Below are 24,959 nucleotides of genomic sequence, written 5' to 3' on the forward strand. Positions count from 1 at the left end.
ACGGCCAGGCTACTCCGTGAGCGCCCGGAGTCGCTCGGGAAGGTCGTCCAAATCGACCGTCTCCGGGTCGGTCCCTGCATCGCCGAGTTCGCGGAATCCGGTCCCGGTCAGGACCGCGACCGCCTCGTCGTCCGCCGCGAGGTCGCCCGATTCGGTGAGTTTGCGGATTCCGGCCAGCGAGGTCGCCGACGCGGGTTCGACGCAGAAGCCAGCGCCCTCGGCCAGTCGGGCCTTCGCGTCCAGAATCTCGTCGTCCGTCACCGAGAGAACCGCGCCGCCGGTCTCACGGGCCGCCGCGAGCGCGCGCGTGCCGCTCGGCGGGTCCGAGTTTGCGATGGAGTAGGCGACCGTTTCGTCCGCAGTGGTCGCAGTTACTTCGTCGGCCCCTTCGCGGTAGGCCTGCGCGATGGGGTCGCAGGCCGCGGCCTGTACGAAGTAGAGTCGCGGGAGCGAATCGGCGCCGAGCAGGCCCGCGGCTTCGAGTTCGCGAAGCGCCTTCCACGACGCGCTGGCGTGGCCGCCGCTACTGGTCGGGACGACGATGGCATCGGGCGCGGCGCGGTCGGCGACCGCGCCGCGCCGGGCGAACGCCTCGCAGATTTCGAGCGCGGTGGTCTTCTGGCCCGCGACTCGAAGCGGCGTGTCGGAGTTGACGAACTCGACGGGCGAGTCCGTTTCGAGCGTGTCGTAGTAGAGTCGGCCGTAGTCGCCCGCGATTCGAAGGACCTCGGGACCGTACTGCGCGATGGCAGTGAGTCGCTCGGTCGAGATGTCGTCGGGCACGAGGACGACGCACTCGGCGTCGGTTCCGGCGGCGTGGGCCGACACGCTGATTGCCATGTTACCGTGCGAGACGGTGCCGACCCACTCTCGGCCCGCCGCAGCGGCCCACGCTACGCCCACCGCGCTCCCCCTATCCTTGAAGCTCCCAGTGGGGTTCTCGCTCTCGTCTTTGAGCCAGAGGCGACACCCGGCGTAGTCGTCGAGTCCGTTCGCTCGGACGAGCGGGGTGTCGCCCGCGGCAGACCCGACGCCCTCGCGATGTTCGACCGGCAGGAGGTCGGCGTAGCGCCACGGGCCGGAGGTGCGGCCCGGCCCGTCGCCTTCCCGACCGACACTTTCGGGCCACCCGAAGTCTTCAGATTCGGTGTCGAACCAGAGCGGTTCGCCGCAGTCGCATCGCTTGCTGTCAGGGAATGTGGCGGTCGCGCCGCACCGATAGCAGGTCAGACCGAGAGTGTCAGTCATCGCATCGCGTCCTCGTACGTGGTGTGGGCGCGCTCGGCCCCTTCGGCGAGGTAGCCAGCGTCCACGCCGACGACCTGATAGTCGTAGCCGTAGTCGGCCCAGAGCCGAATCTCGTCGGTGTTGGTCGCCAGCGTGCCGACCGGCGTGTCGCTCGCGTGGGCCGCGTCGATAACGTCGGCCACCGCGTCGGCGAACGTCTCGGACTCGTACTCGCCGAAGGCGTCGAGCGACCCCGAGAGGTCGGCCGGGCCGACGAGCAGGGCGTCGATACCCTCGACAGCGGCGATATCGGCGGCGTTCCCGACCGCGCGCTCGGTCTCGATTTGGACGATGGTCGCGAGGTCGTCGCCCGCGGATTCGACGGCCGAGTCGAGTTCTCGGCCGTAGTCGTTCGCGCGCGACCCGGCGATGCCCCGGATTCCCTCCGGCGGGTAGCGGACGGCCTCGACCGCCTCGCGCGCCTCGTCGGCCGTCTGGACCATCGGGACGAGGACACCGGAAACGCCGGTGTCGAGCACGCGCTTGATTCGGACCGGGTCGTTCCACGCCACGCGGGCGATTGGCTCGGCGTCCCCGGCGGATTCGACGGCGCGCGCCGCGTTCGCGACCGATTCGGTGTCGGTCGTCGCGTGCTCGGTGTCCACGACGACGAAGTCGGCGTCCCGGCCGCAGAGTTCCGCCACGGTCGGGTCACCGATGGAGAGCCACTGGCCGACGACCGGTTCGCCGCTTCGGAGTTCGCGCTTGAAGTCCGTCATGGCAGAACCCTCGGGCGCACCCGGCAAGTAGGTTTCCGACGCGGCAGGCGAGCGCGGCGCGGTGCGCCGCGCTCGCCGCAACGGGGCGCTGGAATCGACTGGTGAGACAGTCCACCGGGAATCGGCCGGTGAATCGACCGAAGGGAGGGAATGAAAGGGGCCGCCCGGTCGCGTTTACTGTAGTCGTCTCACCGACCCCTATTCGGCGCGGGCGGTGGTCACGCGAGCGGAGCGAGGGTGACCTCGGAAGACGCGGTTTGTCTTCCGGCGCGGAGAGCGCCGAATATGTCGGTGAGCGACCGCGACCGGGCGGGGGCTTTCTGGCTGTCGTTGGTTCTATAATTTCCGCGATTCAGAGAGCACACCGGAGTTTTCTGGCTGTCGGGATGCTACAAGTCGTTGTCCGGGCCCGAGTGAGCAGACGAACGGTTCCGAATCGAGGTCAACGCACGTACGGGGAAAACGATTCCAAAAACGACCCCTAGTTCGCACGAACGCTGAAGACGATGAACAGATACCCCACAGTCGTCACGGCGTAGTTCACCGTCAACAGCGTGCGACTCTGCGAAAAATCGGTCATGAACGCGCTGAACGTAGTGGCGACCGCGGCGGCGACCACGAGCGAGAACCCGACCGCGAGCAGGAGCATCGACTTGCGCTCGGTCTCGACGTACGCGCGCGTCGCCATCGCCACCAGCGTCAAACCGACGATTACGAGGGCGGCGCTGAGGACGACGTAGACCGCTTCCATCGGTTGCATTCGATTCCCGGAACGCTACTCATTCCAGCAATTTAAAGATAGGTAGTTGTTATCAACAGGGATAATCAGCGGGCGAGCGCGGCCGCCAACCGTTCGACGGGATGGGCCGGTCGCTCGTCGTGGAGTTGCGACCGGCAGGATGCACCCGGCGCGACCACGGCCTCGGCGTCCGCGTCGCCGAATTGGTCGCGGAGAATCGAGCCGATAGCCTGCGAGAGGTCGTAGTGTTCGGCGTGGTAGCCGAAGCTTCCGGCCATGCCACAGCATCCCGAATCGAGCGCCTCGACCTCGTAGCCCGCGCGCCGAAGGACCGCGGCGGCGTGGGCGTCGGTGCCGACCGCCTTCTGATTGCAGTGGCCGTGGTACGCGAGTCGGTCGCCGGGCGCGTCGAAGTCGAGGCGGTCGTCGAGTCGCTCTCGGTCGATGTACTCGCAGACGCCGTAGGCGTTCTCGGCGACCGTCTCCACGTCGGGACCGTCCAACAAGTCGCGGTACTCGTCCTGCACCATCACGGCGTCGGAGGGTTCGACGTACACCACCGACCAGCCCTCGCGGACTCGGGGCGCGAACTGTTCGACGTTCGACGCGGCGCGTGAGCGCGCCGCGTCGAGCAGGCCCTCGGAGTAGGCAGGCCGCCCGCTCGATTCGGCGTCGGGCACCTCGACCCGGACGCCCGCGGCTTCGAGGACCTGCACCGCGGCCCGGCCCGCCGCCGGGTAGACGTAGTTGGTGTAGGTGTCGGGGACGAGCAGGACGCGGTCCGTCGCGTTCCCGACGGGAACGCGCGGACCGCCGCGCGCGTCGAACCACGATTCGAACGACTGGTCGGCGAACTCCGGCGGGTCGCGCTCGCGGGCGACCCCGACCACTTTTTCCGCGACGAGGCCGCTTCCGGGGAGGTCGGCCAGCCAGTTCGAGACGGGCGCGAGCGCGCTCCCAACCCGTGCGAGGCGGTCCACATCGGCGAACAGGCGCTCACGGAGACCGACGCCCTCGCGTTCGTGGTAGCGGTGTTTGACCTCGGCTTTGAGTTTGGCCAAATCGACGCCCGTCGGGCAGTCGCTCTGACAGCCCTTACATCCAAGACAGAGGTCGAGGACCTCCTGCTGGAATCGCTCGGAGTACATCTCGTCTTCCGAGAGTTCGCCGGAGATGGCGGCCCGGAGCATGTTCGCCCGGCCGCGTGTGGTCGCCATCTCCTCGTTCATCCCGCGATAGGAGGGGCACATCACGTCCGAGTCGGTCTGTCGGCAGGTGCCACACCCGTTGCAGAGTTCCACGAGATGCGAGAAGCCGCCCTCTTCCGAGAAGTCCTGCTCGGTGGTCGGTTCGAGCGACGAGTACGCTGGGCCGTACCGGAGATTTTCGCGCATGTCGGTGGGGGAATCGTCCCGAAACACCACCTTGCCGGGGTTCATCCGCCAGTCGGGGTCGAACACGGTCTTGAGTTCCCTGAACGCCGACCAGAGTTCGGGACCGTACATCTTGGGGTTGAACTGCGTCCGGGCGAGACCGTCGCCGTGTTCGCCCGAGAACGACCCCCGGTGGTCCAGCACGAGCGAGGTCACGTCCTCGGCGATGGACTGCATCTTCTCGATGCCCTCGCCGTCCTTTAGATTCAGTACCGGCCGGATGTGAAGCGTGCCGCTCCCGGCGTGGGCGAAGTAGGCCGCCGAGGTGTCGTGGGCTTTCAGCACGCCCATGAACCCCTGGACGTACTCGGCGAGTTCGTCCGGCGGGACCGACGCGTCCTCGATAAACGGGTAGGGCTTCGGGTCGCCCTCCATGCTCATCAGGAGCGGAATCGCGGCCTTTCGGAGCTTCCAGAGCTTCGCCTGTTCGTCGGGAGCGTAGGCTTCCAGCACGTCGAAGGCCGCGCCCGCGTGGACGAAGTGAGCCGAGGTTTCCGCGATGGCTCCTTCCAAGTCGTCGGTGCCTTCCGAGTCGAACTCCAGCATGAGCGCCGCGGCGGCACCCTCGGGAATAGGGTCGGCGTACTCGGCGTACTCCGACGACTCGCGGGCGAGTCGGAACACCTCCTCGTCCATGAGTTCGACCGCGCTCGGGTCGAATTCGAGCGCTTCGGGCACCGCCTCCATCGCGGTCACGAGGTCGTCGAAGCAGTAGAGCGCGAGCGCGGTCTCCTCGGGTCGCGAAACGAGCGAGAGGGTCGCCTCGGTCACGACGCCGAGCGTCCCCTCCGCGCCCACGAACAGCTTGGAGAGATTCACACATACGTTTCCGTTTGCGTTTTGGTAAACGACTTCGTGGAGGTTGTACCCCGACACCGACCGCTTGAGGTCCGGATAGCGAGACTCGATTTCGTCGGCGTTGGCCTCGACCAACTCCCGGACCGTCCGATACAGGTCGGCCTCGCGGTCGTCACCGGACACGATTTCGTCCCATTCGGGACTGTCGAGAACGATTTCGCGGGCGTGGACGGGCGTGCCGTCCGCCAGAACCGCCCGGACCTCCTCGACGTAGGCGTCCGTGATTCCGTACCGGACCGAGTGCGCTCCGGTGGAGTTGTTCCCGATGCCGCCGCCGATGGTCGCGCGATTCGAGGAGGCGGGGTCGGGCGCGAACTTCAGACCCCACTCCGCGAGGTGGGCGTCTAGATCGTCCTGCACGACTCCGGGTTGGACCGTCGCGCGCTCGGCGTCGGGGTCCACGTCCAGAATCGCGTCCATGTGCCGCGAGAAGTCGAGGACGACACAGCCCGGCCCCACCGTCTGGCCCGCGAGCGACGAGCCAGCGCCTCGGGGCAGGACCGGCGCGTCGTGGTCGGCCGCGACTTCCATCGCGGTTCGAACGTCGGCCGAATCGGTCGGGAACACGACGCCCGCCGGGCGGGCCTGATAGATGCTCCCGTCGGTCGCGTAGAGGATTTGGGTGTACTCGTCGAACCGAACCGCACCGTCGCAGGCGCTCCGGAGGTCGGCCGCGAGTTCGGCGTGGGCGGGGTCGTCGGGCGCGTCGATGTCGAGCGACTCTCGGAACGCCTCGAAATCCGGGGCGTCGGACCGGGAGGGAGAAGACATGGTACATTGTGGCACGCGAGAGGGCTTAAATCCGAGGTGCGAACCGAGAAACTGTGACCCGACTCGCGAGCGAACGACCGACTCGGCCACACGACGAAGCCAACGCGGCGGCTCTGTCGAAGTCCTCTTGTTCAAGAATAAAATCGGGTGAAACACCCGATTGATGGAGACTGCGAATTGACCGCGGAGAGTCCTATCAGTTACAGATGATGTTCGGACCGTGCACTATAGTTCCCCATCTCATTTATTGTCGGAAATTAATGCCGGTCAAGTGAACTCAGTGGTTATGAAATGAAATAAATGGCTACCGAGCAAATGTGTAGGTAGATGGGAAAGAGCAGTCTGGCGGGAGTTGTTAAAACGGCTCCCAGAGTGCTCAGAGAGTCCCGTGATTTCGTTTCTGGGTGCGTTCTGAACCTTGCGCTTATCCTTGGAGTGGTTGTATTCGAGTGGAGTCTTGTTGAAATCGCGTTCATATATATCATCGAGATAGCGATTATCAATGTCCTGTTCCTCTCTGTCGCGTTATTCACATCACAGTCGGTGGATGCTCTTGATGGGGACGCTTGGGATAACGACCCCACTCCACTCCAGCCGATTGCTCTAATACCGCCTATATACTGGCGGAATATCAAATTCGTTCTGAGAAGAGCGATTATCGCAGCTTTCCTTATTGGATTAATCATGAGACCTATCGTTTCCAGTTATGATTTGGATTCGGGACTTCCCCTCTCAGTTGGGCTCGCAATTGCCGGCACTGTTTTCTTTCAGCTGACGCGCGTCTGGCGCTACTTCATCGCCAACCGGTCATATCGAGACAAGTCACCGGCGGACGCGCTTGAATTTGCGTTTGTTCCAGTTGTTGAATTGTATCTGATGTTGGTCTATGTGGCCCCTCCAATCACCATCGTGCTTGCGGGTATCGTATTCGGCACAGATACCAATCTGACTTCACGGGCCTGGTTGTTACTCTATTTAGTTCCAATGGGGGCGATTAGGGCGTGGATGGGGAGTTTAGACCCCCGGACAGACGATTTTGAGATCAATGTCAACTGAGACAGGCGTAATTGCGTTTCTACTTTTCAACTCAGAAACTCAGCGACGGACCGAGCATATCAACGGATACACCGCTATCGAGATGACCAACGCGGCGTTTCTATCCAGACAGGCACACAGATACGTTTTCGTTTTCGGAAACGATTACGTAAACGAATTCGAAAACGAACTCGGCCGCGAGACGAAACCGGGCGCACAGGTCCGCGCTAAACGACTTACCCGCCGAACAGGAGGCGCGTAACAAAGGCCGTTCGCCGAGTTTGAACAGGCATGTCAGTCCGTAGCGCCGACCTGACCGAAAAGTGGTACGAGTACGTGTACCGCGATAGGGCCGAGTCGGTGCGTCAGTTCGTGGACGCGTACCCCGACCGGCGCGCGCTCTCGGTGAGTTGCAGTCGGTTCGGTCACGACTACCGGTTCGTCCGACCGCTGCTCGCCGACCCCGACGAGGTCCTTCGCGCGGGAAAGGCCGCACTCGGGCGGTTTCTCGGCGAAGCAGACGGCCGAGACTTCGAGGACGCCTACCTCCGCGTCACCGACTTGCCCGCGAAAAGCGACATCTCGCTGTCGGAGATTCGCGCGCGACACCTCAACGAACTCTACACGACCCACGGGATAGTCGCCGAAACGGGTCCCATCCGCCCGAAAGTCGTCCGAGCGGCGTTCCGGTGCGGGAAGTGCGAGGCGGTCACTCGCCACGTAGCCCAACCGGGGCGCGAACTTCGAACGCACGAGAAGTGCCCGCGGTGTAACTCCGTGGGCTACCTCTCGTTCGCACCCGAGGACAGCGAGTACGTCGATTCCCAGGAAATCGCGCTACGGGACCCCGACGCCAACGCAAACGGGGAGGGCGGGCCGACCCCGAAAGCGATGACAGTGCTGCTCGAACACGACCTCGCCGGGTCGGTGTCGAGCGGCGAGCGCGTCCAGGTGGTCGGCATCCCGCGGGCCGACAGGTCGGGAGATTCGACAGTCAGCGAGACGTGGGTCGAATCGGTGAGTATGGAACGCTTAACCGAGTCGAACGCGTAGCCTCCCGCGATTTTCGCGTTGTTCGGACGTGACACGTCCACCGAGGCCTGAAACGGCCACCACTCTTTTGTCGGTTCGATGACTTCCTTGTAACAGGGGAAACGATGTACGACTTGACGGGGTTCCAGCGCGACCTGCTGTACGTCATCGCGGGATTAGACGAACCGCACGGTCTCGCCATCAAAGCGGAACTCGAAAATTACTACGAGAAGGAGATTCACCACGGGCGACTGTACCCGAACCTCGACACCCTCGTCGATAAGGGGTTCGTCGAGAAGGGCCAGCGCGACCGCCGGACGAACTACTACACGCTGACCCGACGGGGGACCCGCGAACTCGAAGCCCGCAGGGAGTGGGAAGCCCAGTACGTCGATTCGGAGTCGCTACAGCCGACCGCGGAACCGTAGGACCGCGAGACCGCAGAACTACGGGTGGGACGCGGCGAGCGCCGCGCCGACGACCGCGGCGTCGGCCGACTGCACCCATCGCAACACGGGACTGTCCTGCACGAGAAGATACTCGTCGCCCGATTCTTCGAGCACCGAGAGCTCCACGAGCTGTTCGACGTGAATCCACACCGCCTTTCGAGAGACGCCGGTCAGCCGGTGGACGTCCTCCTGCGTGAGCGACCGGTCGGGGTCGGCCGAGACGAGCGCGTCCACCATCACGCGCACCGAGTCGAGTCGCGAGAGGTGACGGAATCCGGACTTGTCGTCGGGTGCGCCCGTGGCTTCGACCGCCGCCGAGAGCTTTCGAACCGCGTGGAGCACGACGCTGTGTTCGTTCACGCGATACGTCCCCTCGTCTGCGAACAGCACGCCGAGCGAGATGAGCGAATCGACGACCGAATCGACGGCCTCGGGGGTCCTGTCGGCCATCTCCGCGAGGTCGTCGGTGCCGTACCGGGCGTCGGTGTCGGCGTCGCGGAGCGCGTCCACGAGCGCGCGAATCGACTCGTCGCCGGTCAGCCAGAGCCAGCCGCTCGGGTAGGCCCGTCTGGCCTCCGAAACGTCGCTCTCGTCGGCTAGCTCCCACATCTCCGCCTCGGTGTCGGTCGTGCGCAACTGGCGGTCGTCGTCGGTCGTGGGGAGGCTCATTAGGTTTGGGGTATCGCGGAGGCGATAAAAAGCTAGCGGGCGATTAGTCGTCGGACGTTTCGCACTCGACGCGCCACGACCACTCGCTCTCCGCGCGAATCCGGTCGTACAGGGATTCAAGCGCCGCCGACGCGGTTTCGGGCAGGACGTGAAATTCGACCGTGCCGTACCGCACGACCACCCGGAACGCGGTGGCGTGGCGTTGGTCGTGAACGAGATACACCGGCTTCGGGAGTTCGAACCAATCACCGTAGGTGTACCGCTCGGCGGAAAGTACGCCTTCAACGAGCGCCGCGAGTTCGGAGTCCGGCGTCTCGACGTCGGGCGAGAGGTGGAAGACGGTTCCTCCCTCGTGCTCGACGCCGCCCTCGCGCGGATAGCTCCGCGTCGGGCGGCGCGGAATGTCGAACGTCGGCGCGTCGTCGGTCATCTGAACCGGATTACGTCGGCATCACTTATCAATGTCCGCGCCGCCCGAGCAACGGCCGCATTCGATTTCGACATCGTTTGCGTTTTCGTTTACGCAGACGTTTCCGGGGAACGGTGGCGAGTTTCCCCGGAAGGCGATGGCGTACCGGCGAGCGACTGCGAGTTCGCAAGCGAACTCGCAGTCGTGGTTGCGAACAGCGTACTCGAAAACGTATACGCAAACGTATCCGAAAACGCGTTCGTGTTCGAACGCGTTTTCGGATACGATTAGAATCGGGGGAACGAGATAATAGAGGACAGAATCGAGTCGAACGAAAACACTCGACGAGAGACCGGCGAGATAGCCGTTTACGAAAACGTAAACGCTAACGATAGCTCAAACGTTTCTGCGAGCGTGCTCGGCCGACGCGTCGGCGAGGAGGTCGAGATACGAAGGAGCCGCCTCTCGGAGGCCGAGTCGGACCGCGAGGCGCACGATTTCGCTTCGGTCGAGCGACGACGAGTCGATGTCGCGGCCGAGCGCCTGCTGGAGCGACGTGCCGACCTCCGCGAGTTCGTCGTCGTGGTTCGCGAGAACCGCCAGGAGTGCGGTCACCGATTCGTCGCGGGCGGCGAACGTCTTCGCCTGTTCGCCCGACTCGATTGCTTCGAACGCTTCGACCAGTTCCTCCACGAGGTCGTCGCCGTCGTCCTCGACGCGAGACTGGTCGAGGCGGTCGGTGCGCTGGGTCTGCTGGCGGAGTTCTTCGAGGTCGGGGTCGCTCACGCCGACTCACCCCGGTCGGTCGAGTCGCCGCCGTCGGGTCTGACCGCCCTCGCGTCGGCGAGTCGCTCGGCCAGCACCTCGGCGTTTTCTAGGAATGCTTCGCGTGCGCGCGCGGCGGTCGTGGACGGCTCTTCGAGCGCGAACGCGGTCCGGCCCTGCTCGGCCGCGTTTCGGATGTCCTGACTCACGGGGACGTGAGCGGGCGCGACGGCGTCGGGGTAGGCCTCCCGAAACGCTTCGAGGTACTCCTCGGCGAGCGTCGTCCGGGTGTCGACCTTGTTGGGGAGCACCATCGCGAGGTTCACGTCCACGTCGAAGTTGGCCGCGATTTTGTCGAGGTCCGCGCGGAGCGCCTCGGCCTGCTCGGACTCGAACGGTCCCATCTCGACCGGCGCGATGACGTTCCGAACCGCCCACAGACCGTTGTAGCTCACGTTGTTCGTCAGCCCCGGAAGGTCGATGAGAATCGCGTCGTAGCCCAGCGGTTCGATGTACTCGTCTAAGAACGAGTCGAGTCGCGAGTAACGGTCGTGGGCGTCGTCGATGTTCCCGAGTTCGGCGTCGAGGCTGTCGAGACCGGGATGGGCGGGGATGAGGTCCACGCCCTCGTCGGTCTGGAGGACGAGGTCCTCAACCGCGGCGTCGCCGAGCTTTTCGGCGATGGCGGCCCACTGGTCCTGAAACACGGTCGAGATGTTGGGCCAGTCGTTGTCGTCGGCTATCTGGCGTTCGACCGTCTCCCAGCACCCGAAGTGCTTGACGAGGTCGCCCTGCTTGCCCGCGAGGTCGATGAGCAACACGTCCTTGCCCTGCTCGGCGAGCGCCACGCCGAGGTGGGCCGCAGTCGTCGTCTTGCCCGTGCCGCCCTTATCGAGGAACGTACAGGCGCGGATGGACCGAGGCATGATTTGCGTTTGCGCAAACGCAAACGGGCTACTTAATCCTTCGTCAGACGCTCGCGCGAGAAATATATTTGCGTTTTCGTTTTCGAATTCGTAAACGGAAACGCAAATAGACTGGCGGAGAAGCCGCGATTTCGCGGGTCGCGGGACGCCTACTGGCCTGACGGGCAGCTTTTTGACCATCGGCGGAGTAGCAGACATCCATGAGACCGCACGCCGCGCTCCTGCTCGGGGCGCTGGTACTGCTCGGCGGCTGTCTCGGGGGCGCGGGAGTCATCGACGACGGCGTGGGCGACGAATCCGTGACCGATTCGGAGAGCACCTCGACGACCGAAGAGACGACGCTCCCGGCGACGACTGACGTGGAGGAGAACGTCACCGCCACGTTCGTCGTCGAGGGGAGCGAAAACCCCACCGTCTCGCTCGAAGTCGCCGACGAACCCGAGGAGCGCGAGAGGGGGTTGATGCACCGGCCGTCGCTTCCCGAGAACCACGGCATGGTGTTCGTTTACGACGACGCCGGTCCCCGGAGTTTCTGGATGAAGAACACCCTCGTCGCGCTCGACATCATCTTCGTCGCGCCGAACGGGACGGTCCTGAACGTCGAACACGCCAGGACTCAGCCCGACGCCTCCGACTCGGAGCTCGACAGCTACGCGAGCGAGGGCGACGCGAAGTACGTGGTCGAACTCGAACGCGGCTTCGCCAATCAAACGGGCGTGGGAGCCGGGACCGAACTGAAGTTCAACGGCTCCGCTCCGGAAGCCGAAAGCAGTGCGTCGTGAGCCGGTACGGATGGACGGCTAGAGACACCGCGCGTCCGGAGTTCCATCGGTGTTTGCTACCTTTTGGCAGTGAACTGTCGGCAAAATCCGGTTAGTAAGCACAAAGCATTTATGGAGTGGGTGAGACCGCAAAAATACCTCGGGTAGGGGTACGCGAGGTACATTCTTTCGAAGCCAATCGAGAGCCGTGGCTCTCTCGGGAAAAGAGTCGGGCGGGGGAAATCACAGCCTCCGTTTCCGGATTCGATATCGAATCCGGAAACGGAAGCGTAAACGCAAACGTAAATGCAATCTCGCAGTTCGTCCGACGGCAAAGCCCAAGACCACCGGGTTCCCAAACCGAAATATGACGCTTCTGCTCACCGGCTACGAACCGTTCGGCGACCACACCCGGAATCCGAGCGCGACTGTCGCCCGCGAACTCGACGGCAAGGAAATCGCGGGCCGCGAGGTCGTCGGGCGCGTCCTCCCGGTGGAGTTCGACCGGACGGGCAACGAAATGGAGGAGCTGATTGCGAAGTTCGAACCGGAGGCCGTCGTCGCCACGGGCCTCGCGGCGGGTCGGTCGGCAATCAGCGTCGAGCGCGTCGGAATCAACGTCGCTGACTGTGGGGGAACTCCGGACAACGCCGACGCTGAGCCGCGAGACGAACGGATTTGCGCCGGGGGTGACGACGCTCTCTTCGCGACGATTCCCGTGGTGGAAACCGTCTCGACGCTCCTCGATTCCGGGATTCCCGCACGCGTGTCGAACACCGCTGGGACCCACCTCTGCAACAACGTCCTGTACCGGACGCGGGCGCATCTGGAGCGCGAGGAGATGGACGTGCCGATGGGGTTCGTCCACCTCCCGCTGACGCCAGCGGGAGCCGCGGAGAAAGCCCAAGATGGGGAGGCGACGAGCGGCGGGAGCGTACAGCCGAGTCTCCCGCTTGCGATGCAGAAAGAAGCCGTGACGCGAGCGTTCGAGACGACGGTTGGGAACTGAACCGCGGGCGTCGAAGTGGGTTCGATTTCGAGACGGCGCGGTCAGTCCGACTCCGGACCGACGCAGTCAGTCCGACTCCTGCGGAGTCGAGCCGGTTCCGGCGTCGTCGGTGGCGGGACCGTCGTCCGCGACCGGGTCTTCGCCGACCGGGAAGTAGCACGCCGCCGACTGATTGGGACCGCCCGCCGCGTCGAGACCGGGTTCTTCTCTGTAGCACTCGTCTTGGGCCTTCGGACACCGCGGGGCGAACGCACATCCCGATGGGAGGTCCACCGGATTCGGAGGTTCGCCTTCGAGCAGTACCCGGTCGCGCGATACCGAGGGGTCCTTCTCGGGCGCGGCCCGGAGGAGCGACTCGGTGTAGGGGTGTTTCGGCGACTCCACGATTGCCTCGGTGTCGCCCTGCTCGATGATACGACCCAGATACATGATAGCGAGGCGGTCGGACACCTGCGTCAGACTCGCGAGGTCGTGAGAAATGTAGATGATGCCGATGTCCTCCTCGTCGGCGAGTCGCCGGAGGAGGTTCAGCAGATTCACCTTGAGCGACACGTCGAGCATCGACGCAGGTTCGTCGCAGACGAGGAAGTCGGGTTCGAGCACGAGCGCCCGCGCGATGGCGACCCGCTGGCGCTGGCCGCCCGACAGTTCGTGGGGATACTGGTCGAGGAACTTCTCGGCGGGCGTCAGCCCCACGCGTTCGAGCGTCTCGCGCACGCGCCGGGCGCGCGTGTCGCGGTCGCGGTCGTGGATTGCGAGCGGTTCGCCCACGAGTCGCCTGACCGTCTGGCGCGGATTCAGCGAATCGAACGGGTCCTGGAAGATAATCTGGGCCTTCTCGCGGAACGCCTTCATATTCCCGTCCTGATACTCCTCGATGTCGGTGTCGTCGAAGGTAATCGACCCGCCGGTCGGTTCTTCGAGGAGCGCGACGGTCTCGCCGAGCGTGGACTTGCCACACCCCGACTCGCCCGCGATGCCGAGGACCTCGGACTTCCGGACCGAGAGCGAGACCCCATCGACCGCCCGAACGTGGTTCGGTTCGTCGCCCCGGATTCGGTCGAGGAGCGACTGACTCTGGGTGTACCACTTTTCGAGGCCGTCGGTTTCGAGGATGACCTCGCCGCGCTCGTGGTCGCCGTCGGAGGCGGTGTCGGTTTCGATGCCCCACGTCCGGGGGTCGCCCGCGTCCCGGCGCATCTGGGCGGCGTTGTCCACGTAGTGACACGCCGACCGGTGATTGCGGTTCGGAAGGTCCACGAGGTCGGGATGGGATTCGTAACATTCCTCGTCTGCGAACGGACACCGGTCGCGGAACGCACACCCGGTCGGCGGTTCGCTCAGGTCGGGCGGCGACCCCGGAATCGAGACGGGGTCCTCGTCCACGTTGTCGATTTCGGGGAAGGAGTTCTTCAGCCCCATCGTGTAGGGGTTCGTGGGGTTGACGAGGACGTTGTCCACGCTCCCCTGCTCCATCACCTTCCCGCCGTAGAGGATGGAGAGTTCGTCGCACGTCTCGGCGATGACGCCGACCTCGTGGGTGATGAGCAACAGCGAACTGTCGATGCGGTCCTGAATCTCGATTATCTTGTCGATAATCTTGTCCTGAACGATAACGTCCAGTCCGGTGGTCGGTTCGTCGGCGATGATGAGGTCGGGGTCGAGCGCGAGCGCCATCGCGATAGTGACGCGCTGGCGCATCCCGCCCGAGAACTCGTGTGGGTAGTCGTCGATTCGGTCGGGGTCGAGTCCCACCATGTCGAACAGTTCCTGGACCCGGTCGCGGGCCTTCGACTTGGTGACGTTCCGGTGGGTCTGGATGGCTTGGCGAATCTGCGCGCCGGTCGTCATCACGGGGTCGAGCGCGTCCATCGCGCTCTGGGGGATGTACGCGATGTCCTCCCAGAGCACGTCCCTGCGCTCGCGTTCCGACAGCGCGAGCAGGTCTTGACCCTTGAACGTGACCGACCCGCTCTCGACCGTGCCGTTCTCGGGGAGCAGGCCGAGGACCGCCTCCGCGGCGGTCGATTTTCCGGACCCGCTCTCCCCGGCGAGACCGTAGTTGACGCCCTCGTCGATGTCGAACGAGACGCCGTTGATGGCGTGGACGGACCCGTCTCCGGTACTGTACGTGACGTGTAGGTCGTCGATTTCGAGCAGGCTCATTGTTCGGTCTGGATTTCGGGGTTGATGATTTCTTCGTAGGCTCTACCGATGAGGAACACCGAGGTAGTGACCGCCGCGATGCCGATTGCGGGCGGGAACACCCACCACCACGCCACCCGGATGTTGCCCGAGTCGAACACCATCCGGAGCATCCGGCCCCAGCTAGTGGTCGTCGGGTCGCCGAAGCCGAGGAACGCGAGGCTCGCGGCGGCCGCGATGGCCCACGCGACTCCGTACGCGGTGTAAAGGAAGCCGATTGGTAGGACGTTCGGCGCGACGTGGAAGAACATCGTCCGGAGGTGGCCCGCGCCGCTCGCCCGCGCGGATTTCACGAACGTCCGCTCGCGGAGGGTCAACACCTCCGCCCGGACGACCCGCGCGGGCATCTTCCAGAGGAAGCCCGCGATGATGACCGTGATGAGCCAGATGCTCGGCGTGACGAACGTCAGTAACAGCAGTGCCATCGGCATGAACGGCAGCGAGAACGTGAGGTCGGTCAGCCGCATCAGCACCTCGTCGACCCACCCGCCGTAGTAGCCGGAGACGAGACCGACCAAGAATCCGAGCACCCCGGTTCCCAAACCGCCGAACAGGCCGACGATGAGCGTCGGGCGAGCGCCCGCGAGGAACTGGCTCAGGATATCCTTGCCGTAGACTGTCGTCCCGAGCGGCGCGACCGAACTCGGCCCTTCGAGTCGGAGCAGGTCACCCTCGTCGTCGCGGATGTCGTCCTCGATGGGGTCGTGGGGCGCGAGCATCGGCCCGAAGACGCCGAGGAACACGAACGAGACCATGACGAGGACGCCGACGAGCGCCATCCGGTCGCTCAGCACGAACGCGAGTTGATTCTGTACCTTCTCGCCGACGGTCGCGGCGCGGTCGCGCCACGTAATCGTCTCGGTACTCATCACGCACCACCCCCGCTGACGCTGACCGTCGGGTCGAAGTAGGCGTACAGCACGTCGGCGACGAGGTTCATGATGATGACCGCGAGCGCCATGATGAACACCGACGCCTGCACAAGCGGGTAGTCCTGCTGTTGAATCGCCAGCACGAGCGCCCGGCCGATACCGGGCCACGCGAACACCACTTCGAGCAGGATGAGACCCTGGAATATCATCCCGAGTCTGAGCGCGAAGTACGTGATGACCGGGAGCATCGAGTTCCGGCCCGCTCGCATGAGCTGTTCGTTCTCGGACAGCCCCTTCGCGCGATGGAGTTTGAGGAACTCAGACCCCTTCTTCTCGACCACGCCGTTGCGCGCGAGCAGCAGGAAATCGCCGCTGTAGAACAGCACCGTCACGGTGAACGGCAGGATGTAGTGGTGCAGGAAGTCCATCGACATGTAGGTGTCGAGCAGGCCGTCAGGCGTGGCGGTTATCGACCGCATCCCGAACGCCGGGACGAGGTCGAGCGTGTACGAGAAGATGATGACGAAGAAGATGGCCGTGATGAACACGGGCGTCGAGCGCAAGAACGTCGTCCCGATGATGCTCGCGGTCTCGGCTTTCGAGCCGCGGTTCCAGCCGACGTACATCCCGAGCAGGGTGCTCACCACCGCGGTCGTCACGAGCGCCGGGACGAGCAGGATGAGCGTGTTCGCCAACTTCGGCGCGAGGATGTCCCAGACGGGCTGACTCTGGAGAATCGAGTAACCGAACTGGAACGTCAGGATGTTCCGGAGGTAGATGAGATACTGCTGCCAGATGGGCTTGTCCAGCCCGTAGAGCGCCATAATCTCGTCCACTTGGCCCTGCGTGAGATTCCCGGCCGTGATGAGCGACTCGAACGGGCTTCCGGGGAGCATCCGGAGCACGACGAAGATGATAGTCACCGCGATGAGAGTGAGTCCGATGGCGATGCCGATTCGCTTGGCGAGGAACCGCTGGAAGTCGCTCACGAACTCACCCCCGTAATCTCCTCGTGGCGAGCGAGAACGGTCTCGTACTGCTCCACGATGGCGGTGTCGAGAAACACCCCATCGACCACGATAGAGTCCTTCGGCGATTCGGCGAACGTCTCCACGAATCGTCTGGCCTGTTCGACTTCTTCGTCGGTAGGTGTGTACACGTCGTTTAGCACCTCGATTTGTGCGGGATGGATGGCCTTCTGGCCGACGTAGCCGATTTCGCGGGCGCGCTCGGCGGCCTCGCGAAGGCCCTCGGTGTCGCGGAAGTCCTGATAGACGGTCGCGAGCGGCGCGAGTCCCGCGCTCGCGGCCGCACCCACGACCTGCAGATTCGCGTGTTCTCGGACCCGGGCGGGGCGTCCCGTCGCGCCGATGGCGTTGGTGTAGTCGCCGAATCCGAACGAGAGCGCGGTGACTTCCGAGAACGCCGCGCCGCGGTCGGCGATGTCCTCGATTGCCGACAGCCCTCTCGGCGTCTCGACCGTGGCGACGAACTCGGGCGTCGTCCCGTCGGCCTGCCGGGCGACCGATACGAACGTTTCGAGTTCGCTCGGCGTCTCCAGCATCGGCAGAATGACGGTGTCGATTCCGGCTTCGACCGAACCCAGCAGGTCGTCGAGCCACATGTCGGTTCGGTAGCCGTTGATTCTGACGCACGTCTCCGTCCCCCCGAAGGAAGCGTCCGCGAGAACGTCGCCGACGTTCTCGCGGGCCCCGGGCACCGCGTCGTCGGGCACCGCGTCTTCGAGGTCGAAGATGACCGCGTCGGCGTCGGTGTCGGCGGCCTTCGCCATCATCTCGGGGTCGTCGGCGGGCGTGTAGAGGAACGACCGCCGGAGGCGGTCAGTCATCGGTCTCGCCTCCCTCGGCGGACGCCACCCCTTCGGGGTCGGCGTCCGCCGTGACGGCGGTGACGCCCTCCTCGGCCAGTCGCCGAATCTCGTCGGGCGAGCAGTCGGCGAGGTCGGTCAGAATCTCTATCGCGTGGTCGCCGAGGTCCGGGCCGGGGTGGTCGATTTTCCCGGGCGTCTCGGAGAACTTGGGGAAGACGCCGCGCATCGCCACCTCGTCGCCGTCGTCGTCCTCGACGTTCACGATGGCGTCCCGGGACTCGAAGTGGGGGTCCTCGAAGATGTCGGCCATGTTGTTGACCGGGCCGATGGCGGCCTCGTTCTCCTCGAAAGCGTCCACGATTTCGTCGCGTTCGTGGTCGGCCATCCAGTCGGCGATGATTTCGTCGAGTTCGTCGGCGTGTTCCAAGCGGTCGTCCATCGTCTCGAATCGGGGGTCCTCGGCGAGGTCGTCGCCGCCCACGATTCGGAGGATTCGGTCGGCGATGCTCGGGGCGCTTCCCGAGATGGCGACCCATCGGTCGTCTTTCGTCCGGTAGGCGTTCCGGGGCGAAGTCCGGCGGCTTCGGTTGCCCGACCGGTGGTGGTCGGTCCCCTTCTCGGCGTGTTCGATGACGTGGTCGCCGAGCAGGCCGAACATGTTTTCGAGGATGGCCGAGTCGATGTACTGGCCCGTGCCGTCGTTCACGTCGCGCCAGTAGAGCGCCATCATCGCGGCGTACACCGAGTGGAGCGCACACACCGAGTCGGCCATCGCCACCGGCGGAAGCGTCGGCGGGCCGTCGGGTTGGCCGGTCGAGTACGCGAATCCGCTCATCGCCTCGACCAGCGTGCCGAATCCGGGGCGGTCGCTGTACGGGCCGGTCTGACCGAACCCGGTGGTCCGGACCATGACGAGGCCCGGATTCACGTCCGAGAGCGTCTCCCAGCCCACGTTCCACTTTTCGAGCGTACCGGGCCGAAAGTTCTCGACCAGCACGTCGGCGTCGGCCGCGAGTTCGCGAAAGAGTCGCTGGCCCTCGTCGGTGTGGAGGTCGAGCGGGACGCTCTTCTTGTTGCGGTTGACCCACTTGTACGACAGCGATTCGTCGCCGTCGCCGAAGTCCCGGAGCGCGTCGCCCATCTGGGGGTGTTCTACCTTGATAACGTCAGCGCCGAAGTCGCCGAGCATCATCGCCGACAGCGGCCCCGCGTACAGCGAGGCGGCGTCGATGACGGTGATTCCGTCGAGCGGTTGGTCCTGTTTCGACATTCGTATGTAAATTGAAACGGTTAATCGGGAGTCGTTACGAGAAGTCGGGCTGGTCGAGCTCCTCGCGGCGGCTGTGAGTGTTCTCGGGCTGGATGCGCTCGACGAACGCGCCCCACGCCTCGCCGTTCGGGAACCGGAGGTTTCCGTCGTCGTCCCACGTGTATCCGGCGCGTTCGAGGATGGCGCGCGCCTCGTCCACGTCGTACTCGTAGGACTGGGTGTCCTCGTGATACCACTGGGTGAGTTCGGAGATGTAGTTCTCGGACGGCGAGACGGTCGCCCGGTCCTGCAGCACGTCCGAGACGAAGCCCTCCTTGTCGGTCGCTTTCGCCAGCGCGACCCGGAACTCCTTGTCCCGAATCAGCGGACACGAGTGCATGAGTTTGACCGCGACCGGCGAGAAGTTCTCCGCGACCCGCTTTTCGATGCCGCTGGTCGCGGCCGCGCGCTCGGCCTGCTCGTTCGAGAGCGTCGGGGTCGCGTCGATTTCGTCGTTCTGGAGCGCGCCGATGAGCGCGTCCACGTTGCCGACGTTGACCCAGACCACGTTCTCGATGCCGTCGCCCGACGTGGCCTGGTCGCCGAGCACGTCGGCGCGCCAGTCGTCGTCGAACATCCAGTGGTCGTCGTTCCGGGACGCCTCGAACCGCGAGCCCTGGTCCCAGTCCTCGAACTGGAACGGGCCGGTCCCGACGGGTTCGTCGGGGTTGTGTTGGGAGGGGTTGTCCACGTCCTCCCACTTGTGCTTGGGAATGATTGCGCTCCGCACGACCCGCTGAGTCATGAACGAAGCGTCGGGGTCCGAGAGATTGAACTGGACCTCGTGGTCGCCGAGTACCTCTGCGCTCTCGATGGGTTCGTAGAAGGTCGCCTGCGAGGTGGCGGAGTACTCGTTGTAGAGGTCCACCGTGAACTTCACGTCCTCGGCGGTGAAGTCCTCGCCGTCGTGCCACTGGACGCCTTCGCGGAGTTGGAACACGACCGTCGTGTCGTCGGTGAACTCCGCCTCGGTGGCGAGCGCGGGCACGACTTCGAGGTCGGGCGTCGCGTCGAACAGGCCGTCGTAGATGAAGGTGAGGCGCTTCTCCTCGATACCGCCCGCGGCCCACGGGAGATTGAGGGAGTTCATCGACGAGGTCGCACCCTTGACGTAGGTGGTCTCGCCGGATTTGGGCTGGAGGTTCACCTCGGTCCACGGGAAGGCGTCGCCCGTCGGGCCGTTGCCCGGCGTCATCACGTAGCCCTCGAACTTGTTGGTGTTGAGCGCGGTAATCACGTCGGGGAACAGCGTGATGAGGTCGCCCACGTCCTCGGCGTAAATCTCTTGGGCCTCGTTCACCAGTTCCTGTCGCGCCTCCTGGTCGCCGGTGAGTTGGGCCTGCTCCTGGAGAACCTCGCTCATCTCGGGGTTCCAGTAGTTGTTGTAGTTCGAGAGGTTCTCCTCCTGAAGCCGCATCAGGAACGGGTTCGGGTCGAGACCCCGCTGAGGGTCGGGACCGTGGGAACTCATCGACATCATGCGTTCGAGACCCTGCGTCGTCCAGCTCTCGGCGTAGAGCTGATTCAGCGGGCGGTCGGTGAGGTCCACCGACGCGCCGAGGTCCTGAACCGCGGTCTGAACCATGAGCGCGTGTTCGCGCATCCACGGTTCTGCCTCGCTGGAGAACTCCATCGTGATGGTGTCGAGCGCCGCGCCCGCACTCGCGGTGTAGTCCATCGGGGGTTCCTCCTCGTCGATGGTCGGCCAGTCGTTCCAGTACTGGGTCTCGACCTCCTCGGGGACGCCCTCCGGAACGTCTGCCTCGGCGTCCTCGGCGTCGTCCGCACTCGAATCGTTGGAGCTGTCCCCGACGTCCTCTGCATCGTCCGACGTCCCGCTCGACGAGTCGTCGCTGTCACCGCTACACCCAGCGAGCGCGGTCAGGCCGCCCGTACCCGCGAGCGCGGACGCCTGTAGATACCGACGCCGCGAGAGCGGCGAGTCGTTGGTTTGCCGGTCGTTCGTGTCGTCCGTCTTCCTGTTTTTCGCCATGAGCCATGTGGCCCAATAGCAAGTGATACAAAAGATATACTCCCGATGCCGGACGATACATATCGCGCTTTATAAGGACCCGAAGAGAGTCGTTCAGGAATCGGGGCGAGATACCGAGGCATCCACAAAATATAGAGATTTATTCGAGGATGAGTCAACGAAGCCGGTCTGAGGCCGTCACGGCGAAATCGTGGCGTCGCTCGACCCGTAAATCAAATCGAACAGTCGATGTTGGGCGGTTCGCAGGCGCTCGCTGAACGTCGATTGGCTCACCCCGAGGACGTCCGCGACTTCGGTCGCGGACGCCCGCCGCGGCACCTCGAAGTAGCCCATGTCGTACGCCGTCTCGATGGTCTCGATTTGGGTGGTGGTGAGCTTGGTGATGAGAATCTCGGAGAGCCGACCGCTGTCGAGGGGTTCGCCGGGACGGTCGATGTTGGTGACCTTTTCGAGGTCGAACTGGCCGAGCTTGTCCTGCACTTGGTCGGCGAGGCCCCGGAACTGGTCCCAGTCGCCGACGGTCGCGACGACCGAGAATCGGTCGTCGCGGAGGACGATGCGGTTCGGAATCGCCTCGTGACGAAGCACGATGCCGAGGATGAAGGGGTACGACTCGTTCGCCAACAGCGTGACTCTGCGAATCGCGGTCTCGGTCGGCCCGGTCGGGATTTCGTGCGTGTGAAACAGCGACGCGCCCGAAACCGACTCGACCGCCTCGGCCACGTCGAACGCGGCGTCCGAGGAGATTGTGAGCGATTCTATCCACGTCCCGTCTTCGACGTAGAAGGCGTTGTCGAGTTCGATGCTCCGAACGCTCCCGAGTTGGCGTTCGAGGCGTTCGAGAACCCCTGTCGGCTGCGTTTGGAACGCTATCCGAAGGATATCACATCACCAGACGTGACACAGTGGCAAAAGCATGCATAAGGAACTACCGCATTTCCGCGGCAGAACTCCGCGTTACTTCAGCGGGCCGCTTCCGGTACCGGAAGTGTCCGCGATTCGAAAGTTCGCCGAGACGCTCGTCCGCGACCCACACCATTACGTCGGTCGCCTCCCACTGATACGCCATGACAAGCCTCGTTGGACGATTCGAGTGCGAGGCGGCCGACGCGGGGTGCGAGGTCCGCCGGACGCTCGCCGCCGACTTCGCCGACGCGCTCGCAGAAAGTGTCGAGCGTCCCGCGGTTGGCGCGCCGCTCCCCTTTACGAGCGTTTCGCTTCCCGAGTACGTTACCACCGACCCGACGCCCTCGGACCTCGACGCCGCCGCGACCGGAATCACGCCCGCGCAGTTCGCGGTGGCGGAGTACGGGTCGGTCGCGATTCGGTCCACGGGCGGAAGCGACGAAGCCGCGAGCCTCTACCCCGAGCGTCACGTCGCGGTCCTCGCCGAGAGCGACGTGGTGGGCGACATGACCGCCGGAATCGAGCGAATGGGAAAAATCGTCCGAGCGGGCGGTGACGCGGTGTTCGCCACCGGGGCGAGCGCGACCGCCGACATGGGCGAACTCGTGGTAGGCGCACACGGCCCCCGCGAGGTCACAGTCGTGGTGGTGGAGGACCGATGAGCCGAGCGACCCGCGAGGGAAAAGAGACCCGCGAGGAGAAGGCGGCCCGGATTCGCCACCTCCTCGCGACCGAAGGCGAGAGCGTCGAGCGAAACACGAAGGGGTTCAACGCCGGGCGATACGACGCGGTCCGCGAACTGTCCGACTACGAGGAATTGAAAGACGAAGCGCGGGCCATCAAGGAGGACGCCATCTCACGCCTCCCGGAGCTAATCGAGCAGGTCCGCGAGACGGTCGAGGAGAACGGCGGGACCGTCTACCTCGCGGACGACGCCGCCGACGCAAATCGCTACATCCGGGAGGTCTGCGACGACGCCGACGCTGAAACCGTGGTCAAGAGCAAGTCGATGACCACCGAGGAAATCGACGTGAACGACGCGCTCGAAGCCGATGGCACCGAGGTCTGGGAGACCGACCTCGGGGAATTCGTCGTCCAAGTCGCCGACGAAGCCCCGAGTCACATCGTCGCGCCCGCCGTGCACAAATCCCGCGAGACCATCGCGGAGCTGTTCGAAGCCCGGTTCGACCCCGACCGACCGCTCGAAACCGCCGACGACCTGACCGCGTTCGCTCGGGAGTTTCTCGCCGAGAAAATCGCGGACGCCGACGTGGGGATGACCGGCGCGAACTTCGTCGCGGCCGACACCGGCACGCTCGCGCTGGTCACGAGCGAGGGCAACGCCCGGAAATCGGTGGCCGCGACCGACACCCACGTCGCGGTCGCAGGCGTCGAGAAACTTCTGCCCCGATTCGAGGACCTCTCGCCGTTCGTGGAACTCATCGCCCGGTCGGGGACGGGCCAGTCCATCACCTCCTACGTGACCTTCCTCACGCCGCCGGGTGACGCGCCGACCCTCGATTGGGACGCTGACACCGCGGGCGAGGGCGACCGAGACTTCCACCTCGTCCTGCTCGACAACGGCCGGACCGACCTGCGCGGGGACGACCAACTTCGGGAGACGCTCTACTGCATCAGGTGCTCGGCGTGTCTGAACTCGTGTGCGAACTTCCAGCACGTCGGAGGCCACGCCTTCGGCGGCGAGACGTACTCGGGCGGCATCGCCACCGGGTGGGAGGCGGGCGTCCACGGGATGGACTCGGCCGCGGAGTTCAACGACTTCTGCACGGGCTGCACGCGATGCGTGAATCAGTGCCCGGTCGGAATCGACATCCCGTGGATAAACACCGTGGTCCGGGACCGCCTGAACCGCGAGGGTGACGACCGAAACTTCGATTTCCTCGTCGAGGGGCTGACGCCCGACGAGGAATCGGGGCGTCTCGACCTCCAGAAGCGCTTCTTCGGCAACTTCTCGACCGTCGCGAAGTGGGGGAGTGCGACCGCGCCCGTCTCGAACTGGCTCGCGCGCACACCGGGTGTGCGCGCGCTGGCCGAGCGCGCGCTGGGGGTCGATTCGCGGCGCGACCTCCCCGAATTCAAGCGCGAAACGCTCCGAAAGTGGTTCGAATCGCGGGGCGGCACGCGCGTCGAGGGCGCGAACTCCGGCGGCACCGCCGCCGGAGTTCGCGAAGCCGTCCTCTACCCCGACACCTACACGAATCACGTCGCGGTCGAGCGCGGGAAGGCCGCAGTTCGGACGCTGGAGGCGCTCGGGGTCGCCGTCAGAATCCCCGACGTTCCCGATTCGGGACGCGCGGCGCTCTCGCAGGGGATGGTTTCGAGCGCGGAGGCGCAGGCGCGCGCCTGCGCCTCCGCGCTCGCGCCCCACCTCGACGCGGACCGAGACGTGGTGGTCGTCGAACCGAGCGACCTCGCGATGTTCCGCGCGGACTACCGAAAGCTTCTGCCCGAAACCGAGGCCGAGCGAATCGCAGACAACAGCTACGAACTGTTCGAATACGTCTACGGCCTGCTGGAGAACGGGGGCGACGCCGACGCGCTCCGAGGCGCGGAGAGGGAAACCGAACGAGGCGAGCAAATCGGCTACCATTCCCACTGCCAACAGCGCACGCTCGGACTGGAACGGTACACGACCGCGGTCCTCGAAGAACTGGGCTACGACGTGTCCACCTCCGACGCGGAGTGCTGTGGAATGGCGGGGAGTTTCGGCTACAAGCGCGAGTACTACGAACTCAGCATGGAAGTGGGCGAATCGCTCCGCGAGGAGTTCGCCGGCGACGCGCAGGTGGTGGCGAGCGGCACGTCGTGCTGTGAGCAACTGACCGCGCTCCGTGACGACGACGTTCCCCATCCAATCGAGCGAATCGCTCCTCGAAACTGAGTTCTCGAAAAGACTGTAAATAGAGTCTTATCCCGGATTACCCGTTAAATACACTTAGGTCTGTCGGTAACTCTAAACG

The 24,959-nt window shown here is 64.8% G+C and carries 22 protein-coding genes; 7 read left to right on the forward strand and 15 right to left on the reverse strand.

The genetic code is table 11. From position 1 onward, the window contains the following. Positions 1–9 precede the first annotated feature (9 nt). The 4 genes from thrC to EKH81_RS14905 form a co-directional block, all read right to left on the reverse strand. Positions 10–1,248, reverse strand: coding sequence for a threonine synthase (gene thrC, locus EKH81_RS14890; protein ID WP_162224643.1), 1,239 nt, complete (start codon positions 1,246–1,248; stop codon positions 10–12). Then, a complete protein-coding gene (locus EKH81_RS14895) occupies positions 1,245–2,006 on the reverse strand; it encodes an HpcH/HpaI aldolase family protein (RefSeq protein ID WP_132058760.1) in 762 nt (253 codons plus the stop codon). Before EKH81_RS14895 ends, thrC begins: the two co-directional genes overlap by 4 nt. 481 nt (positions 2,007–2,487) lie before the next feature. After that, positions 2,488–2,766 (reverse strand): DUF7521 family protein, encoded by a 279-nt coding sequence (locus EKH81_RS14900; protein WP_132058761.1) that lies wholly within the window; start codon positions 2,764–2,766, stop codon positions 2,488–2,490. Between the two features lie 65 nt (positions 2,767–2,831). Then, complete coding sequence (locus tag EKH81_RS14905) at positions 2,832–5,807, reverse strand: FAD-binding and (Fe-S)-binding domain-containing protein (protein WP_132058762.1); 2,976 nt, start codon at positions 5,805–5,807, stop codon at positions 2,832–2,834. A gap of 327 nt (positions 5,808–6,134) precedes the next feature. Here EKH81_RS14905 and EKH81_RS14910 point away from each other — a divergent pair, with 327 nt between their 5' ends. The 3 genes from EKH81_RS14910 to EKH81_RS14920 all read left to right on the forward strand — a co-directional run bounded on the left by EKH81_RS14910 (position 6,135) and on the right by EKH81_RS14920 (position 8,302). Then, positions 6,135–6,863 (forward strand): DUF6498-containing protein, encoded by a 729-nt coding sequence (locus EKH81_RS14910; protein ID WP_132058763.1) that lies wholly within the window; start codon positions 6,135–6,137, stop codon positions 6,861–6,863. A gap of 270 nt (positions 6,864–7,133) precedes the next feature. Next, entirely contained in the window at positions 7,134–7,895 is a 762-nt protein-coding gene (locus tag EKH81_RS14915) for a minichromosome maintenance protein MCM (protein WP_132058764.1), read from the forward strand. 104 nt (positions 7,896–7,999) lie between these two features. Next, entirely contained in the window at positions 8,000–8,302 is a 303-nt protein-coding gene (locus tag EKH81_RS14920) for a PadR family transcriptional regulator (RefSeq protein ID WP_132058765.1), read from the forward strand. Positions 8,303–8,320: 18 nt separating this feature from the next. Here the strand turns inward: EKH81_RS14920 and EKH81_RS14925 are convergent, their stop codons facing one another. From EKH81_RS14925 to EKH81_RS14940, 4 genes are all read right to left on the reverse strand, one after another. Next, positions 8,321–8,992, reverse strand: a complete 672-nt coding sequence (locus tag EKH81_RS14925; protein WP_132058766.1) for a helix-turn-helix domain-containing protein — start codon at positions 8,990–8,992, stop codon at positions 8,321–8,323. A gap of 43 nt (positions 8,993–9,035) precedes the next feature. Beyond that, positions 9,036–9,422, reverse strand: a complete 387-nt coding sequence (locus EKH81_RS14930; RefSeq protein ID WP_132058767.1) for a hypothetical protein — start codon at positions 9,420–9,422, stop codon at positions 9,036–9,038. Between the two features lie 375 nt (positions 9,423–9,797). Then, positions 9,798–10,187, reverse strand: coding sequence for a DUF8115 family protein (locus EKH81_RS14935; RefSeq protein ID WP_132058768.1), 390 nt, complete (start codon positions 10,185–10,187; stop codon positions 9,798–9,800). Then, positions 10,184–11,092 carry a ParA family protein gene (locus EKH81_RS14940; RefSeq protein ID WP_132058769.1) on the reverse strand — a complete coding sequence of 303 codons (909 nt, stop codon included), beginning with the start codon at positions 11,090–11,092 and terminating at the stop codon, positions 10,184–10,186. Before EKH81_RS14940 ends, EKH81_RS14935 begins: the two co-directional genes overlap by 4 nt. A 200-nt stretch (positions 11,093–11,292) precedes the next feature. Here EKH81_RS14940 and EKH81_RS14945 point away from each other — a divergent pair, with 200 nt between their 5' ends. Together EKH81_RS14945 and EKH81_RS14950 are read left to right on the forward strand one after the other, a co-directional pair. Next, positions 11,293–11,874, forward strand: coding sequence for a DUF192 domain-containing protein (locus EKH81_RS14945; protein WP_132058770.1), 582 nt, complete (start codon positions 11,293–11,295; stop codon positions 11,872–11,874). Positions 11,875–12,220: 346 nt separating this feature from the next. Next, positions 12,221–12,862 carry a pyroglutamyl-peptidase I gene (locus EKH81_RS14950; RefSeq protein WP_132058771.1) on the forward strand — a complete coding sequence of 214 codons (642 nt, stop codon included), beginning with the start codon at positions 12,221–12,223 and terminating at the stop codon, positions 12,860–12,862. A gap of 66 nt (positions 12,863–12,928) precedes the next feature. Here EKH81_RS14950 and EKH81_RS14955 read toward each other — a convergent pair whose 3' ends face one another. The 7 genes from EKH81_RS14955 to EKH81_RS14985 form a co-directional block, all read right to left on the reverse strand. Further along, positions 12,929–15,028: a dipeptide ABC transporter ATP-binding protein gene (locus EKH81_RS14955; RefSeq protein WP_132058772.1), complete on the reverse strand. Its 2,100-nt coding sequence runs from the start codon at positions 15,026–15,028 to the stop codon at positions 12,929–12,931. Next, complete coding sequence (locus EKH81_RS14960; RefSeq protein WP_132058773.1) at positions 15,025–15,936, reverse strand: ABC transporter permease; 912 nt, start codon at positions 15,934–15,936, stop codon at positions 15,025–15,027. The genes EKH81_RS14955 and EKH81_RS14960 overlap by 4 nt, the downstream gene beginning before the upstream one ends. Continuing rightward, positions 15,936–16,928 carry an ABC transporter permease gene (locus tag EKH81_RS14965; protein WP_132058774.1) on the reverse strand — a complete coding sequence of 331 codons (993 nt, stop codon included), beginning with the start codon at positions 16,926–16,928 and terminating at the stop codon, positions 15,936–15,938. The genes EKH81_RS14960 and EKH81_RS14965 overlap by 1 nt, the downstream gene beginning before the upstream one ends. After that, positions 16,925–17,788, reverse strand: a complete 864-nt coding sequence (locus tag EKH81_RS14970; RefSeq protein WP_132058775.1) for an HpcH/HpaI aldolase/citrate lyase family protein — start codon at positions 17,786–17,788, stop codon at positions 16,925–16,927. The genes EKH81_RS14965 and EKH81_RS14970 overlap by 4 nt, the downstream gene beginning before the upstream one ends. Then, on the reverse strand, positions 17,781–19,040 hold the full coding sequence (locus EKH81_RS14975; RefSeq protein ID WP_132058776.1) for a CaiB/BaiF CoA transferase family protein: 1,260 nt from the start codon (positions 19,038–19,040) through the stop codon (positions 17,781–17,783). The genes EKH81_RS14970 and EKH81_RS14975 overlap by 8 nt, the downstream gene beginning before the upstream one ends. A 34-nt stretch (positions 19,041–19,074) precedes the next feature. Then, on the reverse strand, positions 19,075–21,072 hold the full coding sequence (locus EKH81_RS14980; protein WP_132058777.1) for an ABC transporter substrate-binding protein: 1,998 nt from the start codon (positions 21,070–21,072) through the stop codon (positions 19,075–19,077). Positions 21,073–21,249: 177 nt separating this feature from the next. Beyond that, positions 21,250–21,945: a helix-turn-helix domain-containing protein gene (locus EKH81_RS14985; RefSeq protein WP_132058778.1), complete on the reverse strand. Its 696-nt coding sequence runs from the start codon at positions 21,943–21,945 to the stop codon at positions 21,250–21,252. A gap of 194 nt (positions 21,946–22,139) precedes the next feature. Between EKH81_RS14985 and EKH81_RS14990 the strand changes: the two genes are divergently transcribed. Together EKH81_RS14990 and EKH81_RS14995 are read left to right on the forward strand one after the other, a co-directional pair. Further along, on the forward strand, positions 22,140–22,640 hold the full coding sequence (locus tag EKH81_RS14990) for an LUD domain-containing protein (RefSeq protein ID WP_132058779.1): 501 nt from the start codon (positions 22,140–22,142) through the stop codon (positions 22,638–22,640). Further along, complete coding sequence (locus EKH81_RS14995; RefSeq protein ID WP_132058780.1) at positions 22,637–24,880, forward strand: LUD domain-containing protein; 2,244 nt, start codon at positions 22,637–22,639, stop codon at positions 24,878–24,880. Before EKH81_RS14990 ends, EKH81_RS14995 begins: the two co-directional genes overlap by 4 nt. Positions 24,881–24,959 lie beyond the last annotated feature (79 nt).

This window comes from Halorussus amylolyticus, from assembly GCF_004143485.2.
Lineage (GTDB): Archaea > Halobacteriota > Halobacteria > Halobacteriales > Haladaptataceae > Halorussus > Halorussus amylolyticus.

Coding starts and splice junctions, on each gene's coding strand:
- thrC (WP_162224643.1), bottom strand. CDS start 1,248: ATGACTGACACTCTCGGTCTGACCTGCTATCGGTGCGGCGCGACCGCC.
- EKH81_RS14895 (WP_132058760.1), bottom strand. CDS start 2,006: ATGACGGACTTCAAGCGCGAACTCCGAAGCGGCGAACCGGTCGTCGGC.
- EKH81_RS14900 (WP_132058761.1), bottom strand. CDS start 2,766: ATGCAACCGATGGAAGCGGTCTACGTCGTCCTCAGCGCCGCCCTCGTA.
- EKH81_RS14905 (WP_132058762.1), bottom strand. CDS start 5,807: ATGTCTTCTCCCTCCCGGTCCGACGCCCCGGATTTCGAGGCGTTCCGA.
- EKH81_RS14910 (WP_132058763.1), top strand. CDS start 6,135: ATGGGAAAGAGCAGTCTGGCGGGAGTTGTTAAAACGGCTCCCAGAGTG.
- EKH81_RS14915 (WP_132058764.1), top strand. CDS start 7,134: ATGTCAGTCCGTAGCGCCGACCTGACCGAAAAGTGGTACGAGTACGTG.
- EKH81_RS14920 (WP_132058765.1), top strand. CDS start 8,000: ATGTACGACTTGACGGGGTTCCAGCGCGACCTGCTGTACGTCATCGCG.
- EKH81_RS14925 (WP_132058766.1), bottom strand. CDS start 8,992: ATGAGCCTCCCCACGACCGACGACGACCGCCAGTTGCGCACGACCGAC.
- EKH81_RS14930 (WP_132058767.1), bottom strand. CDS start 9,422: ATGACCGACGACGCGCCGACGTTCGACATTCCGCGCCGCCCGACGCGG.
- EKH81_RS14940 (WP_132058769.1), bottom strand. CDS start 11,092: ATGCCTCGGTCCATCCGCGCCTGTACGTTCCTCGATAAGGGCGGCACG.
- EKH81_RS14945 (WP_132058770.1), top strand. CDS start 11,293: ATGAGACCGCACGCCGCGCTCCTGCTCGGGGCGCTGGTACTGCTCGGC.
- EKH81_RS14950 (WP_132058771.1), top strand. CDS start 12,221: ATGACGCTTCTGCTCACCGGCTACGAACCGTTCGGCGACCACACCCGG.
- EKH81_RS14955 (WP_132058772.1), bottom strand. CDS start 15,028: ATGAGCCTGCTCGAAATCGACGACCTACACGTCACGTACAGTACCGGA.
- EKH81_RS14960 (WP_132058773.1), bottom strand. CDS start 15,936: ATGAGTACCGAGACGATTACGTGGCGCGACCGCGCCGCGACCGTCGGC.
- EKH81_RS14970 (WP_132058775.1), bottom strand. CDS start 17,788: ATGACTGACCGCCTCCGGCGGTCGTTCCTCTACACGCCCGCCGACGAC.
- EKH81_RS14975 (WP_132058776.1), bottom strand. CDS start 19,040: ATGTCGAAACAGGACCAACCGCTCGACGGAATCACCGTCATCGACGCC.
- EKH81_RS14980 (WP_132058777.1), bottom strand. CDS start 21,072: ATGGCGAAAAACAGGAAGACGGACGACACGAACGACCGGCAAACCAAC.
- EKH81_RS14990 (WP_132058779.1), top strand. CDS start 22,140: ATGACAAGCCTCGTTGGACGATTCGAGTGCGAGGCGGCCGACGCGGGG.
- EKH81_RS14995 (WP_132058780.1), top strand. CDS start 22,637: ATGAGCCGAGCGACCCGCGAGGGAAAAGAGACCCGCGAGGAGAAGGCG.